The following is a 22,750-nucleotide window of genomic DNA, read 5'->3' as shown; positions in this document are numbered from 1 at the left end:
CTTTTTAAGTTATACTTAGATAAAAGAGGGATTAAATATGAGTGAAAAATTAGAAACACAGCAAGAAGAAATTGAATTAACTCTAACACCAACCATGGATGTAAAGGAAGAAAAATCAGAAGCGGTGGTGGAAGAAGAAAAAAAGAAAGCAGAATCGGCTAACTACACAGATCCAATTTCCGAAAACAAATTAAATGACAAAGAGAAACAAATCGTTAGTGATTTTGCGAAAAAGATTAATATTGAAGATTCAACAACGATTCTTCAATATGGTTCAACCGTGCAAAAGAAGATTAGTGATTTCTCGGAATCGGCTTTAAAGAATGTTAAAACAAAAGATTTAGGAGAAATTGGTGATTTATTAGGAAACTTAGTCGTTCAACTAAAAGATACGGACAACTCAGAAGAAAAGAAGGGATTTTTTGCGAGTCTGTTTAATCGTGGAAAAGAAAAGCTGGAAGGTCTATTTGTTAAGTATGAAGATGCGGAAAAGAATGTTACTAAGATTGCGAATTTATTGGAAGATCATCAAATTACATTGATGAAAGACATTTCGATGTTGGATGAGCTTTATGTGAAAAATCAAGAGAATATTAAAGAATTGGATATGTATATCTTAGCCGGTCGTCGTAAACTTCAAGAAGTTCGTGAAAAGGATTTACCACCATTAAGAGAGAAAGCACAAAAAACAGGACTTCCGGAGGATGCGCAAAAAGCGAATGATTTAGAACAGGCAATTGTTCGTTTTGAAAAGAAGCTTCATGATCTTGAATTAACTCGTCAGGTTTCCATTCAAATGGCTCCCCAAATTCGTTTGGTTCAAAGCAATGATACTGTGATGACAGAAAAGATTCAATCCACTTTGGTCAATACAATTCCATTATGGAAGAACCAAATTGTGCTTTCCTTGGGTATTCATCACTCCAAGCAAGCTTTAGAAGCACAACGTGAAGTTTCTGAAATGACCAATGTTTTATTAAAGAAGAACGCAGAAACTTTACATCAAGCAACGGTTGAAACGGCTAAGGAAAGCGAACGTGGTATTGTTGATTTGGAAACTTTACAGCATACAAATGAAGAATTGATTCAGACATTGGATGAGGTCTTAAATATTCAAAAAGAAGGTCGTGAGAAGCGTGAAGCCGCAGAAATGGAATTACGTCGCATTGAAAATCAATTGAGCACTAAATTATTAGAACAAAGAAAATAAACTAGCCGATGAGGACTTCTCATCGGCTTTTATAAAATGTTTTTGTCTAAAAAGTAGGAATGGATGAAGGATCACCGGTAAAAATAACCATCCATACAATGAAGAAACCTAAGACTAAAAGAAGGGCTCCTAAATACCCATGGAAAGAAGCATTTAATAACGGGAGTAGTTGAAAAATATAGATAAAATAACCAACAAGTCCTAGTATTAACATCATTAACTTTAAATGGACTAAACCACAAAGACAAACCAATAGCAACGCAAAACAAGCAACAATATGCAAGTAGGTTAAGGTAGAGAAAAGATGATTCAATTTATACTTCTTTTTACCAAAGAATTGCAAGAAGAAAGCGTTGATAGCATAAGAGGCTAGTACACTTAAAAAACCCGTTAACAATAGTATAAGAGGGTGATTGTTAATATCTAAGTATTGAAAACTCCAATAAGTTACTAAAGTAGAGATAATCATTACAACAACAGACGCAAAGGTTGTAAATTCAAATTCCTTCATTGGCTGAAGAAGGACGTAAAGAATAGGCTTTAATTCTTCTAAATGAATTTCAATATTGGGATTGTTCTTCTTTTCGATAGAAGAACTAGGAAAGGTTGGTAAAGCAGCTCCACAATGCGAGCAATATTTTGCGTTTTCTTTTTCAATTGGTTTTCCACAGTTTGGACAGAACATATAAAATCTCCTTTGAATAAATTCATCATACCATAGAAAGAAATTCATATGTCTTTCAGATAAATCACAAAATTATATACAGCAGAGAAGGAAGAAACAAGTACATTAAAATTATTTTTAGCTTAGCCAATAGTTATACTAATTTTGATAGATTCAGAAATAGGACTTAATTCCTATTGAATAACCGGTTTTCCTATTATGAAAAAGTTAGAAAATAGGATAAAGAAAAAGTGGACAACCGGGTGCGCCTGTTAACCACTTATTCTAGTAAGCCCTACTTTTTCACAGGTTTAAAATTTTCACCCCACAAAAATTCACAATACCACTTCAATGACTTATCACCAAAATCCCCAGAAATGTGAAAAAGAAATAAGAAGAGCAATGATAGATATAATCCATATTATAACCTCTCCCGTTCGATTAAGTCTTGGTTTTGCAGGATAGAAAACTCGATATATAGCAACAATGGTCACCAAAATATTCAAAACCAGCAGTATATCATACGCCCCCATTTTATCAATCTCTCCATTCAATGATTCTATATGCGGCAACCTAATGATGCCACACAATTGTTTTTGATAGATTTATAACTACATTCTTTATTTACATAAAATACCTTTGCGAAAGAAAGAAATATTATTTTCCCATGGGTATTTACCCCCTATCTGTTATTCACGGTATTACTTTGTTACTATTAGGATAACAGAAATAGAAAGAAATAATAGACTATTAAAACGAATAAAATAATGTTAAAATTATATATATGCTCATTTAGATTAAATTTATACTTATAATACTATTCGTGCTTTCTTCGTGTGCTTACAATACACTAATTTCAATGGATTTATTTTCCCACGATAGAAATTTATAGGCTTTTCAGATAAATCATCGGTTTTATCCCGTATAATAAAAATAATGAAGAAAAGGAAAAAGAGAAGACAATTTCAGAAACAAACGCAACAAACCCTAGTATTTTCAATAGTGGTATGTCTTATATTACTAGCTTTGGGAACTTGGTCACTTTTGGAAAATGTGAAATATATGAAGCATTCAACGAAAGATAAAATGGCGCAATATGCCCATCATTATAATTGGTCTTATTTGGATAAATCAGAAAAGATTTATCGTTACGAGGACAAGAATTATTACTCTCGTTTTGGTATTGATGTATCGGTTCATCAAGGGGAAATTGATTGGGCAAAGGTCAAGAAAGCAGGTGTTCAATTTGCGTATATTCGTCTAGGCTATCGTGGCTATCAGAATGGTTATGTATTCGAAGATACAACCTTCCGTTACAATATACAAGAGGCTTTAAAGCAACGGCTTCCTGTTGGTGTTTATTTCTTTTCTCAAGCCATCAATGAGAAAGAAGCGAAGGAAGAAGCGGAATTTGTCTTAAAAAGAATACGCTCTTATCCGATTAGCTTACCGGTTGTTTATGATTTAGAAACAGCCGGAGAAGGTAAAAACAATCGCATCGGTTCACTAACGAAAGAAGATATGACAAAACACGCGATAGCCTTTATGAAGCACATTAAAAATAATGGTTATGAAGCGATGTCCTATTCCAGTACACAAGTATATGGAAGAATGTACCAATTGGATGTGATTCAAAAATATCCTGTTTGGATAGCGGAGTATGATCAAGTGGTGAAATACCCGTATCAATTCCGGTTTTGGCAATACAGTAGTAAAGGGAAAATTGATGGTATTCATAAGCCCGTGGATTTAAATTTACAATTTATTCGCAAATAGGAGAGTTCAGCTCTCTTTTTTATTGTAAACGCTTTATTGACAGAATAAGTATTTCAAGATAAGGTAATATAGTAAATCGGTTTACTATCTATAATCGATATGCATATGGAGGACAAATGAAAATAAAAATAATTCAACAAATGGTGGTGAAAACCATCGTACTCACTTTATCGCTATTCCTTGTCATAACAGGATTTCCCATGGTGCAAGCACAAAATCCAAGTGCTTCTTTGGTTCAGAATGGAGATTTCCAAGAAACCATTGCTAAAAATGGTCAATGGACAAACGTGGCGGCGAAGGCTTGGTCAGTTTGGGTGGATAAAAATAAAACCAAAAAGAACAGCTATACCATTGAAGCAAAAAATGGTCAATTACAGTTAGCGGCGAAAGATACCTTAAGGGCCATCGTTCACCAAACGATTGAAAAGAAAATTGATTCAAGCAAACAATATCGCTTAAGCTATCGTGTGCATACTAAGAATAAGATTGGCTTTTTCTATGCCCGCATTCAAGAAAGAAAAAAATCAGAAACGAAATTTACGACCAGTAAAGCTTTACAAACAAGTAATGTATACAAGAATCAAGCATGGAAAGAAATCACATTTGATTATAAACCAAGTTCTGAAGTAGATAGCGTTAAATTAGAGCTAATTTATGAAACCGGAACGGGCGAAGTCTTTGTGGATGATGTCAAATTAGAAGAAGTGGCTCCTAGTCCAAAAGAGATTATCAAAAACTCAAAGTTTCAAGAAACAGAAGATGGGAAAGCCCCTTGGACTAACAAAGCCGCAAAACACTGGACTGCTTGGACACCAAATGAATATAAAAATATGAATGGGGCTAAAATGTTTGTGAATGATAAGAATGAATTAACTATTTCATCACAGAAAGAATTCCGTTCTTGCGTATACCAAGACATTCCTAATTTTGATAACACAAAAAATTACCAGTTAACTGTAAAAGCGAAACTCAATCAGAAACAAGGCATCGCAAAATTAAGAATTTTAGAAAAACGAAAAGATGCAAAAGGACGAGATGAACAAGTCAACTCACTTAGTTCCAACACGCTCACCGGAACGACAAATGGTTGGCAAGAATTAAAAATCAATTATAGTCCTTTAAGTTTGACACAATTTATCCGTTTAGAATTATTCTATGAAAAAGGAAAAGGAACGGTTCAATTCAAAGATGTGGAATTAAAAGAAATTGGTGTAAAGAAAGCCTTTGCGCCAAAAGAGGTAAATCGTATTTTAGAAAAGGAAATCACATTCCCGCTAGATAAGATTTATACATTAAGAAATCCAAATTATAGTTATAAAGCTTTGGATGATAAGATTAATGTTCAGGAAGGCATGATAAGAGCTAATAAGGTTGGTGTTTCAAAACTGGAGGTTCAAGATAAGGGAAAAACAATCGCAATCATTAAGGTTCATATCACGAATAAAGTATCGGATGAGTATAATCGATTATTAGAGCAATGGAATGAAATGATTGTTGGCAATAAGTCCTATGACGAAAATAATCCAGCCATGAAAGCTCTTTTCGATACTTTAGAAACCAACGCTGAAACCTATCTAAAGGAAATGAAACAGGAAAACAATCGAACATACCTATGGGAAGAAGCGAAGGAGTACGAACGTTCTAGTGCATTGACCACTAGCTTTCGACATTTAGAAGCGATTGCTAAACAAATCACCAATCCAAAATCGAAATACTATCAAAGTCCAAAGGCTATACGTCAAGTAAGAGAAGGAATGGAATGGCTGTGCACCAATGTTTATAACAAAGATGCTCGTGTCATCGGTAACTGGTGGGACTATGAAATTGGAACACCAAGAGCGATCAATAATACACTTTCTTTGTTGCAACAATACTTTTCTCAAGAAGAGATTAGAAAATACACCGATGGAATTGAACACTTTGTGCCGGATTCAACAAGGTTCCGTGTGACACAAAACGATTCATTTGAGGCTGTTGGCGGAAATTTAATTGATATGGGTCGTGTCAAGATTATTGCCGGTTTCTTAAGGAAAGATGACAAGGAAGTAAAAGAAACGGTTCAAGCCATTCAAAAAGTATTTGTGATTGTCAATAAGGGACAAGGCTTCTATCAAGATGGTTCTTACATTGATCATACGAATGTTGCTTATACAGGAGCTTATGGTAATGTCTTAATGGATGGTTTTTCGCAATTATTGCCAATCATCCAAGCTTCTAAATCTCCACTTCCAAAGGAAAAGTTGGCGGTGGTTCGTCATTGGATTGAGAAAGCTTTCTTACCGCTCATTGTTCACAATGAACTCATGGATATGAGTCGTGGTCGTTCGATTAGTCGTTCTAATAGTGAAGACCATGTTGCCAGTGTTGAAGTATTGCGAGGGGTGGTGCGGGTATTGGATGTCTTTGATAATGCTTATAAGAATTCATTAAGGTCAGAAGTCAAAACAATCTTAAAAGAAGATACGTTCTACAAGGTTAGCGATAACTTGAAGAGCTATGGTGACATTGCGAATGTGGAAAAATTATTGAAGGACACAAGCATTCCAACACTCCAAAGATCCACTAAATTATCTTTGTTTAATCATATGGATAAGGTGGCTTATTACAACGCCAAGAAAGATTTCGGCTTTGGTATTTCAATGCATTCCAATCGAACCCTAAATTTTGAAATGATGAATAATGAAAATCGTAAGGCTTGGTATACGGCAGATGGAATGACTTATCTTTACAATGGTGACTTAGCGCATTATAGTCAAAACTATTGGCCAACAGTGGATCCGTATCATTTGCCGGGTACAACTGTTTTCAATTCCGAAAAGCGTCCGGCAAAAGAACTTGGTTCAACGATGTCCTCTTCCTTTGTTGGAGCCGTGAAAGCGAATGAATCTTATGGAACGGTAGCGATGGACTTTGAAAGCCAATTAAAGTCCATCAGTGCTCATAAAGCATGGTTTATTTGTGACGACCAGATTGTTTCTATGGCTAGTGCTATTTCGAAAGCCGATAGTCATACTACAGTTGACCAAAGAAAGTTAGAACCAAAGAAGAAGTACCAATTCTTTGTGAATGGGAAATTAGTGGATTTAGACCACGGAAAGAAAGAATTTCAAAATGTACAATCCGTCTTTGTGGAAAGTGGGGATAAAAAAACGAATATTGGTTATCATTTCTTAACACCAACCAATCTTGAATTATCGAAGCTTGAACAAAGTGGTAAGTGGTCAGATATTCGTGAAGTAGCCGGTGAAGATACAAGCGTTCATAAAAATACTTTCTATCGCTTGGTCATTCCGCATAAAGATATGGATAATTATGCCTATTCAACCATCCCATCCATTCAAAAAGATGAATTCTTTAAGATGATTAAGAATCATCCGGTTCGTGTGATAAAGAATACAAAGGAAACACAAGTTATTTATGATCAACGACAAGAAAATTATGGCATTGTGAAATATAGTGACAGTCCAGAAACTTTTGGTGTTACGAAAGTGAGTAAAAAAGGGATTTATTCCTTGGTGAATGGAAGTGGTGGTTATTACCAACCAAGCACAATGAGGGAAGAAAGAATAGAAAATCCAACCAAACAAGTGCTCTACAAAGTTTTAGAAAATGATTTAGAACATCTATATCGTATTCGTGTGAATATTCCGTTTGCTAAGTTTAAGGCTGTGTTTGTGGACGGGGTTCAACTAACGAAAGAGCAATATCTAGCCGGCGAGGGTAGCACAATCATTCAGTTAAAGAAAGCCTATGTGAACACATTAAAGACGGGTCAACACACCATTCGTATACTTGCAGAAGATGGTCAAGTAAGCCAAAGCTTCTATATCCAACGAAAAGGTAATGTGAAGACAGCGGATATATATTCATGGACACATTCCATAGGTCTTATGGTGATTGGATTATTTGGTTTATTCTTAGTGATACGATATCGTAAAAGAGAAGTGAATGCTTAGGCATCCACTTCTTTCTTTTTGACTTCTAATAATTTTAGCTGTGCTTTCCCTTTACTTAAATCCTGTATTTCCCGAGAAATATCTTCTTTTGGATAATCAAATTCACAATATACTTGTTCAGCGTATTGAAATTCCGGATTGGTTTTGTTTTGGTAAAGCCACGGTTCTAAACGATTGGATAATTCATAGGGATATTGAATAGAGAAGTGATAGTAAGGGATGAGGTTTGTTTTAGGGGCTTTCTCTAAAGCCATACTGGCGGTAGAACTATAAGCTCTAATTAAACCGCCTGTTCCTAATTTAACACCGCCAAAATAACGAATAACACAAACCAGTGTATTTTCTAAGTTTGCATAACGGAGAGCTTCAAGAATGGGGATGCCGGCTGTACCACTTGGCTCATGGTCATCACTACTCTTCATTCGTTGTCCAACTTTATAGGCATAACACACATGCGTTGCCTCAGGATACTCCTTGCGTAAAGCTGATATCTTTTCTTGGGCATCCGCCAAAGAATAAATGCGTTGTACGATGGCGATAAAACGAGACTTTTTAATGATTTCTTCGTATTCACTTCTTCCTTTAACCTGCATGTTTTAATTATTGTATAATAGAAGTACTTATGGCAAGAATAAAACAATTAGATGCTCATGTTGCGAATATGATTGCGGCGGGAGAAGTGGTTGAAAGACCAAGTGGTATTGTGAAAGAACTCGTTGAAAACGCAATTGATGCACAAAGCACAAAAATTAAAATCAGTATTGAAGAAGGCGGAATCACAAAAATTCGTGTGGAAGACAATGGCGTTGGGATGGATGGCGAAGATTTAGTGAATTGTTTCAAAAGACATGCGACCTCAAAGATTTTCAAAGAAGCAGACCTCTGGTCCATTCATTCTTTGGGCTTTCGTGGTGAAGCCTTACCATCTATTGCGTCTGTTTCTAAAGTTAGTTTGATTAGTCATGATGGCAAAAACGGTCATCGTATTGTGGTTCAATATGGTGAACAAAAGACCGTGGAATCGTATCCATGCAACCAAGGGACGGATATTACGGTAGAGGGTTTATTCTATCAAACCCCAGCCCGTTTGAAACATATGCGTTCCGCCGCTTATGAAGCTAGTCTTGTACTAAGTACCATTCATAAGTTTGCATTAGCGTATCCAAGCATTTCATTCAGCTTTATTTCCGATGATAAAGTGAGCTTTCAAAGCACTGGCTCCGGCAATCTAAAAGAAGTAATTTTTTTAGTGTATGGAAGGGCAGTAGCTGAAAATCTAGTCCCTTTTGAATTTCAAGATCAAGATTTTCATGTGCATGGCTATGGCGTAAAGCCTTTAATCACCCGTTCGTCGAGAAATCATATGCACTTATTTTTCAATGGTCGAATGGTGCGTCAATATCGTTTGGATAAAGCCATTCAACATGGTTATGAAGATTTCATTGTTAAAGGACGTTATCCTATTGTGGTTTTATCAATGGAAGTAGATCCCCATTTAATGGATGTGAATGTGCATCCTAGTAAATGGGAAATTCGTTTATCCAAGTTAGCTAATTTAGAAGAATTGATTGAAAAAGGAATTCGTAAATCTTTAAAAGGAACTAGCTTAGCAGCACAAGTGGAAACAACGATTGCTAGACAAGAGGTTTATTACACGCAAAGTCAAATGGATTTTAAAACACCGGTTCAAGAAGAAACGGTAGAATGGAATGTTCAACCACCAGTTGAACAAGAAAGCTTTGAATTTCCAAAACAAGAAGAGCCGGTTTACGAAGAACGAGAAACAAGCCTTCCGGATTTACAAGTCATTGGTCAATTGCATGATAAATTTATTCTTTGCGCCTATGAAGAGGGCTTAGCTATTTTGGATCAACATGCGGCTCAAGAAAGAGTTCATTTTGAAGAATACGTTCAGAAGTTAAATCAAAATCCTTCCATGCAGGATTTATTGGTACCAATTATGTTGCATAGCGATCGAACAATCGTTGAAAGGGTGAAGGAAGTCAATGAAGCCTTAAAAGATTTACATATTGAATTAGAAGCTTTCGGTCAAGATTCGTTTGTGTTAAGAACCGTTCCTGTTTGGTTAAAAGAATTAGAAATCGAAGCTTTTTTACAAGATGTACTAGATGAATTTAAGAATGAACAAGAAATTAAATACGCTCGTTTGGAAAGAAAACATATTGCAACATTAGCTTGTCATCATTCGATTCGTTTTAATCACAGTTTAACCATGGAGGAAATGAAAGAAGCGGTTCGTCAATTATACAAGTGTGAAAATCCGTATCATTGTCCACATGGGAGACCAACGATTATTTTCTTAAAGGAAAAAGAGTTGGCAAAGGAATTCTACCGATGAGAAAGGTAATAGCGATTGTTGGTCCAACGGCTTCCGGTAAAAGTGATTTCGCTATTCGTTTGGCTAAAGAAATCAATGCTGAAATTATTTCCGGAGATTCCATTCAAGTGTATCGCGGCTTTAATATTGGTTCCGGTAAGGTTACGAAAGAAGAAATGGCTGGTATTCCGCATCATTTAATGGATATTAAAGGACCAAAGGATAAGTATAGTGTCAAAGAATTTCAAAGTCTTTCGCGTCAAATTCTTGCGGAAACGAATAAACCAATGATTTTTTGCGGTGGTACGGGCTTATATTTAAAAGCGGCTTTGTACGATTATGATTTTCCCGAAGAGGAAATAACCCACTTTGATTATTCCCGGTATTCCAATGAAGAGTTGTATCAACGCTTAAAAGAGGTGGACCCAAAACAAGCCGAGAAAATTCATCCGAATAATCGTCAGCGCTTGGAAAGAAGCTTAACGATTTATGAACAATCGGGTGTGCCTCAAAGCACCCTGGTTAATCAACAGGAAAAGAAAGCTCTTTATGATGTGGCTTGGATTGGTATAGAGTGGAATCGTGAGGTTTTATACCAACGCATCAATTTACGGGTGGAAAAAATGATAGAAGCTGGTCTTCCGGAAGAAGTGAAGTCCTTATTAGAAAACGGTTCTACTTTTGAAGATCAAGCGATGAAGGGAATTGGCTATCGGGAATGGAAGGATTATTTCTTTGGTGAACAAAGTCTTGAAGAAACGAAGTATCTAATTCAAAGAAATAGTCGTCATTTTGCGAAGCGACAATACACTTGGTTTCATCATCAAGTTCCGGTGAAATGGTTTTCTTTAGCGGATGAAGAAAAACTGATTATGGATATCAAGGCATGGTTGAAATAAAAGTTTACGATTGTATAAAATTCAGTTATAATTCTTAGTATCTGAAAGGCACTTGTCTATACCAAAAATGAAAGAAGGTGTAGAATAATGGTGTTATTGAAAGGAAGTAATCAATATGAGTGAATTTAGAGATGATATGTACACAAGCTCTCGAGCAGATTCGGTTGTCAAATCCTATATGACAAAAGTGTATGGCTTTATGGCAATAGCGTTATTATTGACAGCGGGTGTTGCTTATATGGGCTATCAATCATTATTGAATGGAGGCTTAGTATTTGAATTATTGAAGAGTGGAAATGGATTTGGCATGTGGGCTATTTTCCTTGTTCAATTGGGCTTGGCTTTCGGCTTGTCTGCCGGTATTTCCAGATTCCCGGCTTGGGTAAATGGATTGATGATGATTGTTTATTCGTTTGTAACGGGAATTACTTTTTCGGTATTGCCGATTATCTTTGAGATTTCGACCATTTATCAAGCATTTATCTATGCATCAATCTTATTTGTAAGCTTAGCCATGGTTGGAACGTTTACCAGTGTGAACTTATCGAAGTTTAGCGGTATCTTGGTCTCCGGCTTAGTTGCACTTGTGCTAATCAACTTGCTTGCGTTTTTTATTCCTAGTCTTTATGACCATGCGTGGATTTCCTATCTTGGTTTAGTTATTTTTATGGGACTGACGGCGTGGGATGCTCAAAAGTTAAAGGAATATGCGCTGGTTGAGGGTGGAGAAAACATGCAAATGAACTTAGCCATCTATGGTGCTTTTGAGCTTTACTTAGATTTTGTAAATATGTTCATTTACTTGTTACGAATTTTAGGTGGCGGTCGTTCAAAAAGATAAAACAGGAAAAATTCCTGTTTTTTTATGGAGGTTTAAATGTTGAAACAAGCTCTTACGTATACTTGCCCTTATTGTCATGAAACAATGGATTTAGAAGTGACACTTAGTTTAGGGGCCGGTGAAGAGGAAAAAGAATTATTGATGAGTGGTGATTTATTTCATCACACTTGTGACCATTGCCAACATGAATTTTTATTACAAGTTCCTTTCACTTATATGGATCGAATGCGTAAGTTTGTGTTGGTTTTGGTGCAAGATGAAGTCTTACCAAAAGAAATAGAACAAACAGGTCCTACTTTAAGCAAGGCAGGTTTTAAGCTACGCCATGTGCAAACCATTCAACAGCTTATTGAAAAGATTCAAATCTTTGAAGATGGAGTGGATGATTGTTTGGTGGAATTAGCGAAATACGATAATTTCATTGAGTTTGTGGATAATAAAAAAGGAAATGCAGAGGATATTACATCGATTGAATATCAACGCGTGGATAATGAAGTGATGAAAATTAACATTCGAACAGGTGACAGTGGGATGACTTTCTTAACACCATTGAACTTAATCGAAGAAGAATATCGAATTGACCAAGACCGTTTGGTTATTCGTAATGAAGTTTTCCCGATTGTTGATCAAAAATGGATTATTTCTGCCTATCAAGAAGTGGATGGTAAAGCTTAGTACAAGAGGTATTAGTGGAGTAAGATTTCACATAATATCACATAGCATTTCCGCTGTTCTAAGAAAATGATTTTCTATATTATAGATGCAAGTTGAAGACTTGCGCTGATGAATGGAAGTTCTTCAGTACTCTATCCCCTAAATATTTTAACTAAAAAGAAGAAGTGTTTGTGCTTCTTCTTTTTAGTTCTCTAATTGATTCATAATCTTTTGAATATTGTGTTCATCCCCTAGTACGAAGATAGAATCTTTTTTATTAAAAGTGTAATCCGGGGAAATAATCGAATTAACTTCATTATCGGAACGAACCGCAATGATATTGATATGATAAGCACGACGAACATCCAATTCAGTTACAGTTTTACCAACCCAATCCGGGGGTGTAGAAACTTCATAGATGGAAATATCATCTCCAACGGGAATGTATTCAATAATGATGTCATTGAAATAACGAACAGCGGTTAAATTGCCAATTTCTTTTTCCGGATAAACCACATGGTCAGCGCCATTTCGCAATAAGAATTTTTCTTGGGTATTTTTAGCTGCACGGGAAACAACTTTCTTTGCGCCAAGTTCTTTTAAGAAAGAAGTGGCTTCTAAGGAAGCTAGGAAATCATCTCCAATGGTCACAAAACAGACATCGAAATTGGATACACCTAAGGTCTGTAAGAATTCTTTCTGGGTTGCATCACCGATGACCGCGTTTGTGACATACGGCATAACATCGTTGATATTGGATTCAAAAATATCAACGGCTAAGATTTGTACATCCAGGTGATTTAATTTTTTAGCGATATTGCGACCAAAACGGCCCATTCCAATAATTAAAGCTTGTTTCATATTTTCTCCTATCCAACAACAATGTGTTCTTCAACAAGTTTACCTCGGTTTTTATTGACATTTGGAAATACCGAAATCATTAGGGTAACACCACCAATTCTTCCCATCAACATTAAGAAGATTAGGATACAACGAGAAATAGTTCCTAAAGTTGGTGTGATACCAACGGTTAAGCCAACGGTACCAACCGCACTGGCTGTTTCAAAAATTGTTTGAATAATCGGTATATTTTCTAACTGCGCTATCATAATGGCAGAAATGATACAGGCCGATATATATAACATAAAGATGGTTGCTGCGTTTTTAACGACGGAATCAGGAATCGTTCGACCAAAGGCTTCACAACGTTCTTTTTGGCGGAAGATAGCGAAAGAGGATATCAACATAGTCGCAAAGGTTGTTACTTTCATACCACCGGCGGTTGAACCGGGTGCCCCACCAATGGTCATCAAGATAGACATAATCAACAGACTATTTTCAGATAGTTTGGTCATATCTGTGGTGTTAAATCCGGCGGTACGTGGTGTTACGGCTTGAAAAATAGAAGCGAGCAGTCTTTCCTTCCATGGTAAATCTCTATATTGGGATAAGAAGAAATACAAAGTTGGAATGACTAATAAGAATAAAGTAGTGACTAAGATGATTTTGGTTTGTAAACGATATTTCTTGAAGTGGAAATGGTGGGTACGGAAATCTTCGTATGTCATAAAGCTTAAACCACCAAGGATAATTAGGAAAGCAATGCTTAAAGTAACCAAAGGATTGCCAACATAAGCGGTAAGAGACGGGAATAAATGCTCAGGTGTTCCTAATAAATCAAAGCCGGCGTTACAGAAAGCGGAAATAGAATGGAAGATAGAAAACCAAACTCCTTTTAATACACCAAATTCGGGAATGAACTGGAAAGCTAATACGCAAGCAAATATACCTTCAATTCCAAAGGTGATTTTAAAAATCATCTTAATAAAACGAACAATACCACCTAGATAAGGAGCAGAAACGGAATCCACCAACAGTTTTCGATGACTGAGGGTGATATGTCGATGAGCCCCTAGAGAGAAAGCGGTTAAGGCGGTGATAATTCCTAATCCACCAATTTGGATTAACAGTAAAATGATAAATTGACCAAAGGAAGACCAATAGGTACCTGTATCATGAACAACCAAACCCGTTACACAAGAAGCACTAGTGGAAGTGAATAGAGCATTAATAAATGGTGTCCAAATGTTTTCTTTGGAAGATATTGGCAGCATCAATAGAAAGGCACCTATCAAAATTAAACCAAGAAAGCCTAATAGGATTACTTGGAAGGACGATAACTTCAGTTTTTTCATACCGTTAGTGTATTGCGAAAAAGAAGATTAGACAAGTTATTCTTGTTTCTATAAGGAAAATGGGTGGAATAATGGCTTTAAAAGTCCGAATCAGATTGTAAAAGAGTATTTCTTGAAGTATAACAGATGTCTTGACCGTTAAGAGCAGAAGGTGGAACACATGATAAAAATAACTTGATATCTTTATACAAATCATGTCATGTAAGTCGTGGAGATGGATGGAATAAAAAATAACCACTCGTAAAGAATGGTTATTTCAACAGTTCATCAATATTTCGTTTTGAATATAGAAGTCTACGCACTTCCATAGTGTCATCAATTATGACATAAAAAATGGAGAAGTTTCTTACATTGATTCTGTAGTAAGGATGCTTCCTAATCTTTGACGATTGATAGGGAACAAAGCTAAGAGGCATTTCAAGTCTTTTAACAATTGCAAGTTCTATATCATCAACTAAACGGTGAGCTGCACCGGGATTTTGTAAAGTATTGGTTATATAATCAGTGATTTTAAGTAAATCTTTTTCAAATAACGGAAGAAAAGTTAATTTATAGGTTCGCCTGTTCATCAATACTGCTCTTTACTTTATTAAAGACTTCCGTTTTTGATAGTCTGGTGGAAGAGCTTGCAGCAAAAGTGTCTGCTTCATCAAGCTTTCTTTCAACATCATCAGTAAGTGCAGAATATTGTTCAACGCTCATTAGCACCATTGTTCCATAGCCGTTTTTGGTAAGAAATACAGGTGCGTTTGAGCCTAAAACAGTTTCTTCTATTTCAGGGAATTTATTTCTTAAGTCAGAAACCGGACGAATATTAATCATAGTATCAATCTCCTTTACTATCAATATAATATCATAATTTTATCTTAATTACAATAGAGAGAAAGTGATTTGATATCTTTATGTAAATCCTGTCATGTCGTGGCGACAGATGGAATAAAAAATAACCATTCCAAGTGGAATGGCTATTTTACAGGATATCAATCTAATTTTGTCTTGCATGAAGAATTCGATGAACCATTACAGTCTTACTTTCTTCATGCACTTTATAGAAAATGATGTAATTCTTAACAAGACATTTTCTAAACTCTTTACGGTGCAGATAGGCATCATCCACCAATCCATAGCGATGAGGTATGGTAGATAGAGCAGAAACAGTAGATTCTATCTCGTCAAGTAAGTCAGATGCAGTAAACGGTGCATCTAAATTGTGGGAAATATAATGAATTATACCTTTTAGGTCTCTGTGATAGGTTTCAGAAACAAGTATCTTATAGTGTTCCATTTTTTAGTCCCTCCCTTAAACTTTTCATGGAGTCATCAAAAGTTAGGGTACGACCGTTTGTGAAATCAGATTCACTTTGATCCAGAAGTTGATATAGCTCATATCTTCCCATGAATTCATTGAACAAATCAATGCTCATAACAACAAGGTCTCCACGACCATTTTTGGTAACGAAGATAGGTTCGCCTGTTTCATGACAAAACGAAGAGATTTCATTGTAATTATTACGTAAATCTGTACTTGATTTAATGTTTGGCACAATAGCACCTCCTTCAATCTAAAGATATTATACTATTATTTCTTTAGATTGTCAATTTTATAAAAGGTAGGGGCGGTCAAAATCTATGAATGTTCAGTGATAATGTCCCAATTATTGATTAAAGATAGTAAGGCATTGTTTTACATCTCCTTCTCCATTTTATTATTTTCTAGTCATTGGAGGAACAAATATGGCTAACAAAAATCATACATTGGATAAACCGATTGTTGAGGTTGCTGGAAGAGATTTTTTGCAAAGGGGCTTTTAATCCGCTTCAATAAATAATATTGCAAAAAATGCAGGTGTTACAACGTGAGCTATATATACAAGATATAAAGGAAAGGACGAACTTTTTAATGTTCTTGAAAATGAATGAAAACAAAGAAGCATATATGAAATATTGTGTTGATAGTAATTTTGATAATTTTTGGCAATATAGTAGACACAAATTTATAAAAATAATTTTTGAGAACTTGAATTTACACTCTAAGTGCAACAATTAAATAATGACCCATAGCCTTGATTGCAATGGAGTTTGTTTCGTGGATTTCAGCAGAATTTAAGTTATATTTAATTCAAGAGTATAAGAGACTTAAATCATATGAAAATTCCAAACTATCGTTAGGTTGGAAACTGAATAGAGAAATCTCAAAGATTAACTAATGGAAAGCTACAATGCTGTTTTTATTGACTTTAGTATATAAGATGAATATGTCTTTTGTGTTGCACTTCATGTTACAACGTGAGGGAAGAAAAAAATTTCAACATTTTAGAAAAAATAGTTTGACAAGGGGGAAAGCTTTTGGTATAGTCTAGTTAGCCTAGACTAACTCATAGATAAATATGAGTGGTTGGCTCTTCCTTTAGGGCAGATTGGAAGAATGTACAAGTTCTGGTCCTCCTCGATACAGAGTTGTACCGGTCCTAGATTTTATCTAGGGCCTTTTTTTATTCTTTTTTGTTGAAATCGTGTATAATGAACTTTGTTACAGGGGCGCGAAAGCTGAGATGTACCCTTTGACCTGATCTAGGTAATGCTAGCGTAGGGAGTAAGTCCTACGCCTTTTAGGAGGTGTTTTTTTATGCAGAGAGATAAGGTTAAGTTTTTGACGTATGTGGCGATGTATATTGCTTTGTATGTTGTTTTGAAGTTTGTGGGGAATTTAATTCCTTTCCTAAAGATGCCACAAGGTGGAAGTATTGAACTTGAATTAATAGCGTTGTTTATGGCTAGTTATCATTTAGGTTTCCAAGCCGGTGTTTTAGTGGCCGGTTTATCTTGGTTGATTACATTTATGCTGGGAATAGAAATGTGGTTTGTTCATCCGGTACAAATTCTTTTAGACTATGTTTTGCCATTGGGTATTATTGGTCTGGCAAGTGTATTTCCTAAGAAATATGGATTGGCTATTGTGTTACCAATGTTGATTAAATATGGTTCTCAAGTTTTATCGGGTGTTTACTATTGGCCACCTAAAAATGAAGCGGCCGGTTCAACCGCGGCGTGGATTTTTTCTTTGAATTATAACGCTTGGTACAATCTGGCAACACTGGTGATTTGTTTGTTGGTGGTACCGTTGTTATGGACTAGGATTCAAAGACTAGTGAAATAATACGAAGACCTACTAACCTATGGGTACTGGTGAGTTTTAAATTCGTGGATATTTTAGCGATATAAAAGATGCGATATTAAAAAACTGCTGAACATCAATCAGCAGTTTTTCTTTAGATTAGTACATACTAATGGAAAGAATTTTAAAGGTAGCTTTTTCTAGGACCGGTAATTTATCACTAGAAACAAATTCAAAGGCTTCGTACTTGCCGGATTGTTTGGCTTTTAAATCGTTCGCATAAACAGAATCTTTTTCAATACGTACTCCTTTTTGATCCACCGCTTCAATCTCGATATGATAAGATTTTTTCTCATCGGACTTATTTTTGACAGTAATTGGCAGAATCGGTTTAGACATAAAAAATTCTTTTTTGACAGAAAATTTACCAATTTCCACATCCACATTTTTTTCTAATAATTCTTCGGTATTTTTTCCAGATAGATTTTTAGAAACATCATCGATGGATTTCGATAGAGAAGCTTGGTTGCTTAATACCAGACCACAAGCAACAACGCAGATAATAATGGAAACCAAAGAGACAACCTTCTTTTGACTTCGGAAAAAGCCGACAGCTGATAAAATTAAACCAAAAGCCCCTAAAATGAATGAACCGTTGTTGATGATTGGAATGAAAGAGGTAAGCAAGGCAATGACCCCTAATACGATACCAATAATAGTAAGTACACTTGTATTTTTCTTCATTATTTTCCTCCCTATAAAATACACCTTAATTATATATATATATATATTCAAGCCTGATTGGTTGATATTGGGAAAAAAGTCATACTTTGTGAAAGATATTTTGGAAATGACAAAGTTTTAATTGGAAAATCATCGATTCATCATCTGCTATAATAAACCCATGAACAGGAAAATTATATTTTTAGATGTGGATGGTACATTGTATTCACCGGTGATTGGTGGAACTCCGAAATCAGCGCTTGAAGCGATTGAATTGGCGAAGAAAGCAGGGCATAAAGTTCTTTTATGTACAGGAAGAAGCTTAGCTGGCGCAACGAAATATTTACATTTTCCAGTGGATGGTTTTATTTTTGGGACCGGTGCTTCGGTGTATGTGGATGGGAAACATATTTACGATAATCCACTTTCAAAAACACAGCTTAAAACTCTTATGAAACAAGTAGAAGACTTAGATATTCCTTATATACTAGAAGCGGCGGCCGGTATTTATGGGGATAAAGTGGGCTATGATTATATTGTGAATTATTACGGCGGAAATACAGCTGATGAAGAAAAGCGCTTGAAGGTCATTCGTGATAATAACATTTATCATTTTGATTATTTGGATGAGAATGAAAGTATTTATAAGCTATGCATCTTTTTGCGGAATTTAGATCAAATGAAAGATTTAGAAGAAAAGATAGAAGAACCCTTTGTGCTAACCTTATCAGCCTTTGAACCAAATCATCAGTTGTATATTGTTGAAATCACCAATGGCTTAGAAACCAAAGCAACCGGTATTCAAAAGGTCATGGATTATTTTGGACTTGGCAAAGAAGATGCGATTGGTATTGGTGATAGTGCGAATGATATTCCGATGTTGGATTATTGTGGTTTGGCGATTGCGATGGGGAATGGTGCTGAAGAGGCAAAAGAACACGCTGATTTTATTACAAGAGATATTTTAGATGATGGTATCTATTATGCTTTTCAGCATTTTCATTTAATGGAGGAAATGAAATGAAACTTGGAATTGTAGGTTCCGGTAAAGTTGTGGATATGGTTTTAAGTGCCGGTGTTCAAGAAGTGGTGGAAGTACCTTTGTTGTATTGCCGAAATGAAGAAAAAGGAAGACTTCTTCAAATGAATTATGGTATGGAAATAGGTCATGATTATGATGCTTTTCTAGCCACCAAGCAGATAGACACCGTGTATATTGGTTTACCCAATGCCCTTCATTATGAATTTGCGAAAAAAGCATTATTGGCTCATAAAAATGTTATCTTAGAAAAACCATTCACCTCTACCTTAGAACAAGCCAAAGAATTAATTGACTTAGCTAAACAAGCCAAACATTTTTTGTTTGAAGCTATTTTAACCAGATATTCGACTCATTTAGAAGAATTGAAGAATGCCTTGAAAGAAATCGGGCATATTCAAACTGTTTGTTTGGATTTTCAACAACGTTCCTCTCGTTATGATGCTTATTTAAATCATGAAGTAGCGCCGACCTTTAATCCAAAATTAGATGGTGGAGCTTTGATGGACATCAATATTTATAATGTACATTTTGCGATTCAGCTATGGGGAAAACCGAGGTCGTATCGTTATGAAAAAGAAATAGGTTGGAATGGTATTGATGTTCGAGGAATCGTTTATTTGGAATATCCCGACTTTATAGTTGAGTGTATTGGCTCGAAGAAAAATGATGTCCCTCCTTGTCAAAAAATAACGGGGCAATTTGGAAGTATTGAAATTGAGCATCGACCGGGTGATTTGCATGAAATTCATATAAAGAAAGATGGCATTGAAGAAGTTGTTGGTAAAGAGGCTGAAAACATATTTCGAAATGAATTTTCACAGATACAAAAGGTCATCGATGCCAAGAATTTTGAACAGTCAGGAGAATGGTTAAAGGATAGCTTAAATGTGATGGAAGTGATTGAAAAATTACGCCATTCTTAAGAAAAAAGTCTTTTGAGAATAAAATAAAAGACTTTTTATTTTGGGCAATCTTTTTTACAAATACTAAAAACACTTATAAAATAAACGACGTTAAGGGGGAGATGCTATGAATCAACAGATGTGGGATATTTTGTCAGCATCATTTTGGCCAATTTTAAAGGCCGGTTTAACAGTAACGTTACCACTGTCTATTCTATCTTTTTTCTTTGGTTTGATTATCGCTATTTTAGCAGCGTTGGTTCAATACGCAAAAGTTCCAATCTTAAAGAAATTAGTTCGTGTTTATGTTTGGCTAATTCGAGGAACCCCTTTATTAGTGCAATTGATGATTATTTTTTATGGTTTACCACTAATTGGTATTCATAGTAATCCCTTCATCGCGGCAACGGTTAGTTTTTCTATTTGTGAAGGTGCTTATATGTCCGAAACCATTCGTGGTGCTTTAGAAAGTATTCCTCACGGTCAAAGTGAAGCCGGTTATTGTGTGGGTATGAATTTTTGGCAAGTTATGTGGTATATTGTATTGCCCCAAGCTTTTCGTACAGCGTTTCCTGCTTTATCCAACTCCTTGATTTCGTTGGTCAAAGATTCTTCTTTGGCGGCGCATATCACCGTTGTAGAAATGTTTATGACAACGCAACGCTTTGCGGGTAAGTATTATATCTTTATGCCTCTTTATATAGAAGTAGCACTTCTCTATTTAGTATTCTGTACGGTTATTACTTTCCTACAATCAAGAATCGAAAAGAGACTTTCTCGCTATGAAAGAAAGGAGGCTTAAGATGGCTATACTAACGGTCAAAGATATCCATAAAACCTATCAAGAAAATGAAGTATTAAAAGGCATTGATTTATCAGTGGAAAAAGGAGAGGTCATTTCAATTCTAGGACCATCCGGATCCGGAAAGACAACGCTACTCCGTTGCTTAAATTTTTTAGAAATAGCCGATAAGGGTACCATTCTATTTGATGAAAAGGAATATGAGTTTACTTCCATTACAAATCAAGAAAAAAGCCAAATTCGTCAAAAGACGGGCTTTGTGTTTCAATCTTATAATCTATTCGCCAATCAAACGGTATTAGAAAATGTGACTTTAGGATTAACAACAGTCCGTAAAATGAAAAAAGAAGAAGCGAATAAAATTGGTATGGAATTATTAAAAAAAGTAGGTATGGAAGATCGGTGGAATTATTATCCATCCCGTATATCCGGCGGTCAACAACAGCGCGTGGCGATTGCTCGTGCTTTAGCACCAAATCCGGAAATCATCTATTTCGATGAACCGACCAGTGCTTTGGATCCGGAATTAATTAATGAAGTATTAACGGTTATGAAAGAGTTGGCGAAAGAGGGAAGAACCATGGTTGTGGTCACGCATGAAATGAATTTTGCGAAAGAAGTTTCTAACCGAGTTATTTTCATGGAACATGGAAGAATCGTGGAACAGGGGACGGCGGAAGAAATGTTTGAACATCCAAAAGAGAAAAGAACGCAAGAGTTCTTAAAAAAGAAAGAGGGAAGTGTATGAAAAACATGGTTAAGTTAGTGATGAGTGCTATTTTATCCTTAAGCTTGGTGGCTTGTGGAACGAAAACAAGTAATGCAAACAAGGACAATTCCTTACAGAAGGTAAAGGATGCGGGTGTTTTAAAAGTTGGTTTAGAAGGAAATTGGAAACCTTTTTCTTATCATGATGATAAAGACCAATTGCTTGGTTATGATGTGGAAGTAGCACAAAATATTGCGAAGAAGTTAGGTGTCAAAGCGGAGTTTAAAGAAGCGGCGTGGGATGGCTTATTAACCGGTTTATCCACAGGTGTGTATGATGTGGTCGTAAATGGTGTGGATGTGACGGAAGATCGTAAACAAGCCTTTGATATGAGTGATGCGTATGCTTATGACCGTATTGATTTGGTTGTAAAAGAAGGAACAACAAATATTAAAAGCTTTGAAGATTTAAAGAATAAGAAAGCAACGAATTCAACAGGTTCCACTTACGCAACGATTGCGGAAAAATATGGGGCTAAGGTTTCTAATGTACCTACTTTAGCGGAAACGATGCAACTGGTGTTAAATGGGACAGCTGATGCGACCATCAATGCGGATACTTCGGTGAATGATTATTTAAATACAACGGGTGAAAAGAAGTTGAAGGTTATTGCCCAATTACCGGATATTACAGAATATGCTATTCCAATGAAAAAGGGTCATGATTCCTTAAGGGAGGCAGTCAATCAAGCGTTAAAGGAATTAAGAGAAGATGGCACTTTAGCCACTTTATCAAAGAAGTATTTTGGTAAAGATTTAACAAATAAGTAAGCGATAGCGGTACCTCTTACTTATTTGTTTTGGCGATGCTTTGTGCAAAAACAAGATTTTTTAACAATGTAAGCGCTTAGTGAAAATGTATTCT

22 protein-coding genes, 1 pseudogene and 1 riboswitch are annotated in these 22,750 nt (G+C 35.7%); of the genes and pseudogenes, 14 read left to right on the top strand and 9 right to left on the bottom strand.

Annotated elements, in window-relative coordinates; translation table 11 throughout:
* The first annotated feature begins 37 nt into the window (after nucleotides 1–37).
* On the top strand, nucleotides 38–1,210 hold the full coding sequence (locus tag JOS54_RS07590; RefSeq protein ID WP_203244986.1) for a toxic anion resistance protein: 1,173 nt from the start codon (nucleotides 38–40) through the stop codon (nucleotides 1,208–1,210).
* A 46-nt stretch (nucleotides 1,211–1,256) separates the two neighbouring features.
* Here the strand turns inward: JOS54_RS07590 and JOS54_RS07585 are convergent, their stop codons facing one another.
* A complete protein-coding gene (locus tag JOS54_RS07585) occupies nucleotides 1,257–1,895 on the bottom strand; it encodes a zinc ribbon domain-containing protein (RefSeq protein WP_203244985.1) in 639 nt (212 codons plus the stop codon).
* 915 nt (nucleotides 1,896–2,810) lie between these two features.
* Between JOS54_RS07585 and JOS54_RS07580 the strand changes: the two genes are divergently transcribed.
* Together JOS54_RS07580 and JOS54_RS07575 are read left to right on the top strand one after the other, a co-directional pair.
* Complete coding sequence (locus tag JOS54_RS07580; protein WP_203244984.1) at nucleotides 2,811–3,650, top strand: glycoside hydrolase family 25 protein; 840 nt, start codon at nucleotides 2,811–2,813, stop codon at nucleotides 3,648–3,650.
* Between the two features lie 116 nt (nucleotides 3,651–3,766).
* Entirely contained in the window at nucleotides 3,767–7,606 is a 3,840-nt protein-coding gene (locus tag JOS54_RS07575; RefSeq protein ID WP_203244983.1) for a polysaccharide lyase 8 family protein, read from the top strand.
* Here JOS54_RS07575 and JOS54_RS07570 read toward each other — a convergent pair.
* Nucleotides 7,603–8,199 carry a YigZ family protein gene (locus JOS54_RS07570; protein ID WP_203244982.1) on the bottom strand — a complete coding sequence of 199 codons (597 nt, stop codon included), beginning with the start codon at nucleotides 8,197–8,199 and terminating at the stop codon, nucleotides 7,603–7,605. The two genes, JOS54_RS07575 and JOS54_RS07570, sit on opposite strands and share 4 nt — an antisense overlap.
* Before the next feature lie 29 nt (nucleotides 8,200–8,228).
* Between JOS54_RS07570 and mutL the strand changes: the two genes are divergently transcribed.
* From mutL to JOS54_RS07550, 4 genes are all read left to right on the top strand, one after another.
* Nucleotides 8,229–9,965, top strand: coding sequence for a DNA mismatch repair endonuclease MutL (gene mutL / locus JOS54_RS07565; protein WP_203244981.1), 1,737 nt, complete (start codon nucleotides 8,229–8,231; stop codon nucleotides 9,963–9,965).
* The gene (gene miaA, locus JOS54_RS07560) at nucleotides 9,962–10,843 is read left to right on the top strand and encodes a tRNA (adenosine(37)-N6)-dimethylallyltransferase MiaA (RefSeq protein WP_203244980.1); all 882 of its coding nucleotides are present in this window, start codon (nucleotides 9,962–9,964) and stop codon (nucleotides 10,841–10,843) included. Before mutL ends, miaA begins: the two co-directional genes overlap by 4 nt.
* A gap of 115 nt (nucleotides 10,844–10,958) precedes the next feature.
* On the top strand, nucleotides 10,959–11,684 hold the full coding sequence (locus tag JOS54_RS07555) for a Bax inhibitor-1/YccA family protein (RefSeq protein WP_203244979.1): 726 nt from the start codon (nucleotides 10,959–10,961) through the stop codon (nucleotides 11,682–11,684).
* Between the two features lie 36 nt (nucleotides 11,685–11,720).
* Complete coding sequence (locus JOS54_RS07550; protein WP_203244978.1) at nucleotides 11,721–12,359, top strand: CpXC domain-containing protein; 639 nt, start codon at nucleotides 11,721–11,723, stop codon at nucleotides 12,357–12,359.
* 183 nt (nucleotides 12,360–12,542) lie between these two features.
* Here JOS54_RS07550 and JOS54_RS07545 read toward each other — a convergent pair whose 3' ends face one another.
* On the bottom strand, nucleotides 12,543–13,199 hold the full coding sequence (locus tag JOS54_RS07545) for a TrkA family potassium uptake protein (RefSeq protein ID WP_203244977.1): 657 nt from the start codon (nucleotides 13,197–13,199) through the stop codon (nucleotides 12,543–12,545).
* An 8-nt stretch (nucleotides 13,200–13,207) separates the two neighbouring features.
* Nucleotides 13,208–14,533, bottom strand: coding sequence for a TrkH family potassium uptake protein (locus tag JOS54_RS07540; protein ID WP_203244976.1), 1,326 nt, complete (start codon nucleotides 14,531–14,533; stop codon nucleotides 13,208–13,210).
* Between the two features lie 153 nt (nucleotides 14,534–14,686).
* Here JOS54_RS07540 and JOS54_RS08040 point away from each other — a divergent pair.
* Nucleotides 14,687–14,767, top strand: a pseudogene (locus JOS54_RS08040) (HNH endonuclease); the annotation flags it as partial.
* Between the two features lie 17 nt (nucleotides 14,768–14,784).
* On the opposite strand, the gene JOS54_RS07530 reads toward JOS54_RS08040, so the two are convergent.
* From JOS54_RS07530 to JOS54_RS07515, 4 genes are all read right to left on the bottom strand, one after another.
* Nucleotides 14,785–15,102, bottom strand: a complete 318-nt coding sequence (locus tag JOS54_RS07530; protein WP_203244975.1) for a type II toxin-antitoxin system RelE/ParE family toxin — start codon at nucleotides 15,100–15,102, stop codon at nucleotides 14,785–14,787.
* Nucleotides 15,083–15,355 (bottom strand): type II toxin-antitoxin system Phd/YefM family antitoxin, encoded by a 273-nt coding sequence (locus JOS54_RS07525; RefSeq protein ID WP_203244974.1) that lies wholly within the window; start codon nucleotides 15,353–15,355, stop codon nucleotides 15,083–15,085. Before JOS54_RS07525 ends, JOS54_RS07530 begins: the two co-directional genes overlap by 20 nt.
* A 163-nt stretch (nucleotides 15,356–15,518) precedes the next feature.
* Nucleotides 15,519–15,818 (bottom strand): type II toxin-antitoxin system RelE/ParE family toxin, encoded by a 300-nt coding sequence (locus JOS54_RS07520; RefSeq protein ID WP_203244973.1) that lies wholly within the window; start codon nucleotides 15,816–15,818, stop codon nucleotides 15,519–15,521.
* Nucleotides 15,805–16,077, bottom strand: a complete 273-nt coding sequence (locus JOS54_RS07515; RefSeq protein WP_203244972.1) for a type II toxin-antitoxin system Phd/YefM family antitoxin — start codon at nucleotides 16,075–16,077, stop codon at nucleotides 15,805–15,807. The genes JOS54_RS07520 and JOS54_RS07515 overlap by 14 nt, the downstream gene beginning before the upstream one ends.
* Before the next feature lie 980 nt (nucleotides 16,078–17,057).
* Nucleotides 17,058–17,143: riboswitch (TPP riboswitch) on the top strand.
* Nucleotides 17,144–17,159: 16 nt separating this feature from the next.
* Between JOS54_RS07515 and JOS54_RS07505 the strand changes: the two genes are divergently transcribed.
* Nucleotides 17,160–17,690 carry an energy-coupled thiamine transporter ThiT gene (locus JOS54_RS07505; RefSeq protein WP_203244971.1) on the top strand — a complete coding sequence of 177 codons (531 nt, stop codon included), beginning with the start codon at nucleotides 17,160–17,162 and terminating at the stop codon, nucleotides 17,688–17,690.
* Nucleotides 17,691–17,807: 117 nt separating this feature from the next.
* On the opposite strand, the gene JOS54_RS07500 is transcribed toward JOS54_RS07505, so the two are convergent.
* Entirely contained in the window at nucleotides 17,808–18,392 is a 585-nt protein-coding gene (locus JOS54_RS07500) for a DUF2892 domain-containing protein (protein WP_203244970.1), read from the bottom strand.
* A gap of 160 nt (nucleotides 18,393–18,552) precedes the next feature.
* Between JOS54_RS07500 and JOS54_RS07495 the strand changes: the two genes are divergently transcribed.
* From JOS54_RS07495 to JOS54_RS07475, 5 genes are all read left to right on the top strand, one after another.
* On the top strand, nucleotides 18,553–19,395 hold the full coding sequence (locus JOS54_RS07495) for an HAD family hydrolase (RefSeq protein ID WP_203244969.1): 843 nt from the start codon (nucleotides 18,553–18,555) through the stop codon (nucleotides 19,393–19,395).
* The gene (locus JOS54_RS07490; protein WP_203244968.1) at nucleotides 19,392–20,336 is read left to right on the top strand and encodes a Gfo/Idh/MocA family protein; all 945 of its coding nucleotides are present in this window, start codon (nucleotides 19,392–19,394) and stop codon (nucleotides 20,334–20,336) included. Before JOS54_RS07495 ends, JOS54_RS07490 begins: the two co-directional genes overlap by 4 nt.
* Before the next feature lie 106 nt (nucleotides 20,337–20,442).
* Nucleotides 20,443–21,117, top strand: coding sequence for an amino acid ABC transporter permease (locus JOS54_RS07485; RefSeq protein WP_203244967.1), 675 nt, complete (start codon nucleotides 20,443–20,445; stop codon nucleotides 21,115–21,117).
* A 1-nt stretch (nucleotide 21,118) separates the two neighbouring features.
* Nucleotides 21,119–21,865 (top strand): amino acid ABC transporter ATP-binding protein, encoded by a 747-nt coding sequence (locus JOS54_RS07480; RefSeq protein WP_242518111.1) that lies wholly within the window; start codon nucleotides 21,119–21,121, stop codon nucleotides 21,863–21,865.
* Complete coding sequence (locus tag JOS54_RS07475; protein ID WP_203244966.1) at nucleotides 21,862–22,656, top strand: transporter substrate-binding domain-containing protein; 795 nt, start codon at nucleotides 21,862–21,864, stop codon at nucleotides 22,654–22,656. Before JOS54_RS07480 ends, JOS54_RS07475 begins: the two co-directional genes overlap by 4 nt.
* Nucleotides 22,657–22,750 lie beyond the last annotated feature (94 nt).

Source organism: Bulleidia sp. zg-1006, assembly GCF_016812035.1.
Lineage (GTDB): Bacteria > Bacillota_I > Bacilli_A > Erysipelotrichales > Erysipelotrichaceae > Bulleidia.
Note: the sequence above shows the minus strand (reverse complement) of the source record. Positions and strands in the feature narration are given on the sequence as shown.

What these genes read in the sequence shown, in the direction of transcription:
- JOS54_RS07495 (WP_203244969.1), top strand. Translation starts at nt 18,553, where the DNA reads ATGAACAGGAAAATTATATTTTTAGATGTGGATGGTACATTGTATTCA.
- JOS54_RS07590 (WP_203244986.1), top strand. Translation starts at nt 38, where the DNA reads ATGAGTGAAAAATTAGAAACACAGCAAGAAGAAATTGAATTAACTCTA.
- JOS54_RS07570 (WP_203244982.1), bottom strand. Translation starts at nt 8,199, where the DNA reads ATGCAGGTTAAAGGAAGAAGTGAATACGAAGAAATCATTAAAAAGTCT.
- JOS54_RS07580 (WP_203244984.1), top strand. Translation starts at nt 2,811, where the DNA reads ATGAAGAAAAGGAAAAAGAGAAGACAATTTCAGAAACAAACGCAACAA.
- mutL (WP_203244981.1), top strand. Translation starts at nt 8,229, where the DNA reads ATGGCAAGAATAAAACAATTAGATGCTCATGTTGCGAATATGATTGCG.
- JOS54_RS07525 (WP_203244974.1), bottom strand. Translation starts at nt 15,355, where the DNA reads ATGATTAATATTCGTCCGGTTTCTGACTTAAGAAATAAATTCCCTGAA.
- JOS54_RS07555 (WP_203244979.1), top strand. Translation starts at nt 10,959, where the DNA reads ATGAGTGAATTTAGAGATGATATGTACACAAGCTCTCGAGCAGATTCG.
- JOS54_RS07505 (WP_203244971.1), top strand. Translation starts at nt 17,160, where the DNA reads ATGCAGAGAGATAAGGTTAAGTTTTTGACGTATGTGGCGATGTATATT.
- JOS54_RS07500 (WP_203244970.1), bottom strand. Translation starts at nt 18,392, where the DNA reads ATGAAGAAAAATACAAGTGTACTTACTATTATTGGTATCGTATTAGGG.
- miaA (WP_203244980.1), top strand. Translation starts at nt 9,962, where the DNA reads ATGAGAAAGGTAATAGCGATTGTTGGTCCAACGGCTTCCGGTAAAAGT.
- JOS54_RS07490 (WP_203244968.1), top strand. Translation starts at nt 19,392, where the DNA reads ATGAAACTTGGAATTGTAGGTTCCGGTAAAGTTGTGGATATGGTTTTA.
- JOS54_RS07550 (WP_203244978.1), top strand. Translation starts at nt 11,721, where the DNA reads ATGTTGAAACAAGCTCTTACGTATACTTGCCCTTATTGTCATGAAACA.
- JOS54_RS07585 (WP_203244985.1), bottom strand. Translation starts at nt 1,895, where the DNA reads ATGTTCTGTCCAAACTGTGGAAAACCAATTGAAAAAGAAAACGCAAAA.
- JOS54_RS07530 (WP_203244975.1), bottom strand. Translation starts at nt 15,102, where the DNA reads ATGAACAGGCGAACCTATAAATTAACTTTTCTTCCGTTATTTGAAAAA.
- JOS54_RS07485 (WP_203244967.1), top strand. Translation starts at nt 20,443, where the DNA reads ATGAATCAACAGATGTGGGATATTTTGTCAGCATCATTTTGGCCAATT.
- JOS54_RS07540 (WP_203244976.1), bottom strand. Translation starts at nt 14,533, where the DNA reads ATGAAAAAACTGAAGTTATCGTCCTTCCAAGTAATCCTATTAGGCTTT.
- JOS54_RS07575 (WP_203244983.1), top strand. Translation starts at nt 3,767, where the DNA reads ATGAAAATAAAAATAATTCAACAAATGGTGGTGAAAACCATCGTACTC.
- JOS54_RS07480 (WP_242518111.1), top strand. Translation starts at nt 21,119, where the DNA reads ATGGCTATACTAACGGTCAAAGATATCCATAAAACCTATCAAGAAAAT.
- JOS54_RS07545 (WP_203244977.1), bottom strand. Translation starts at nt 13,199, where the DNA reads ATGAAACAAGCTTTAATTATTGGAATGGGCCGTTTTGGTCGCAATATC.
- JOS54_RS07475 (WP_203244966.1), top strand. Translation starts at nt 21,862, where the DNA reads ATGAAAAACATGGTTAAGTTAGTGATGAGTGCTATTTTATCCTTAAGC.
- JOS54_RS07520 (WP_203244973.1), bottom strand. Translation starts at nt 15,818, where the DNA reads ATGGAACACTATAAGATACTTGTTTCTGAAACCTATCACAGAGACCTA.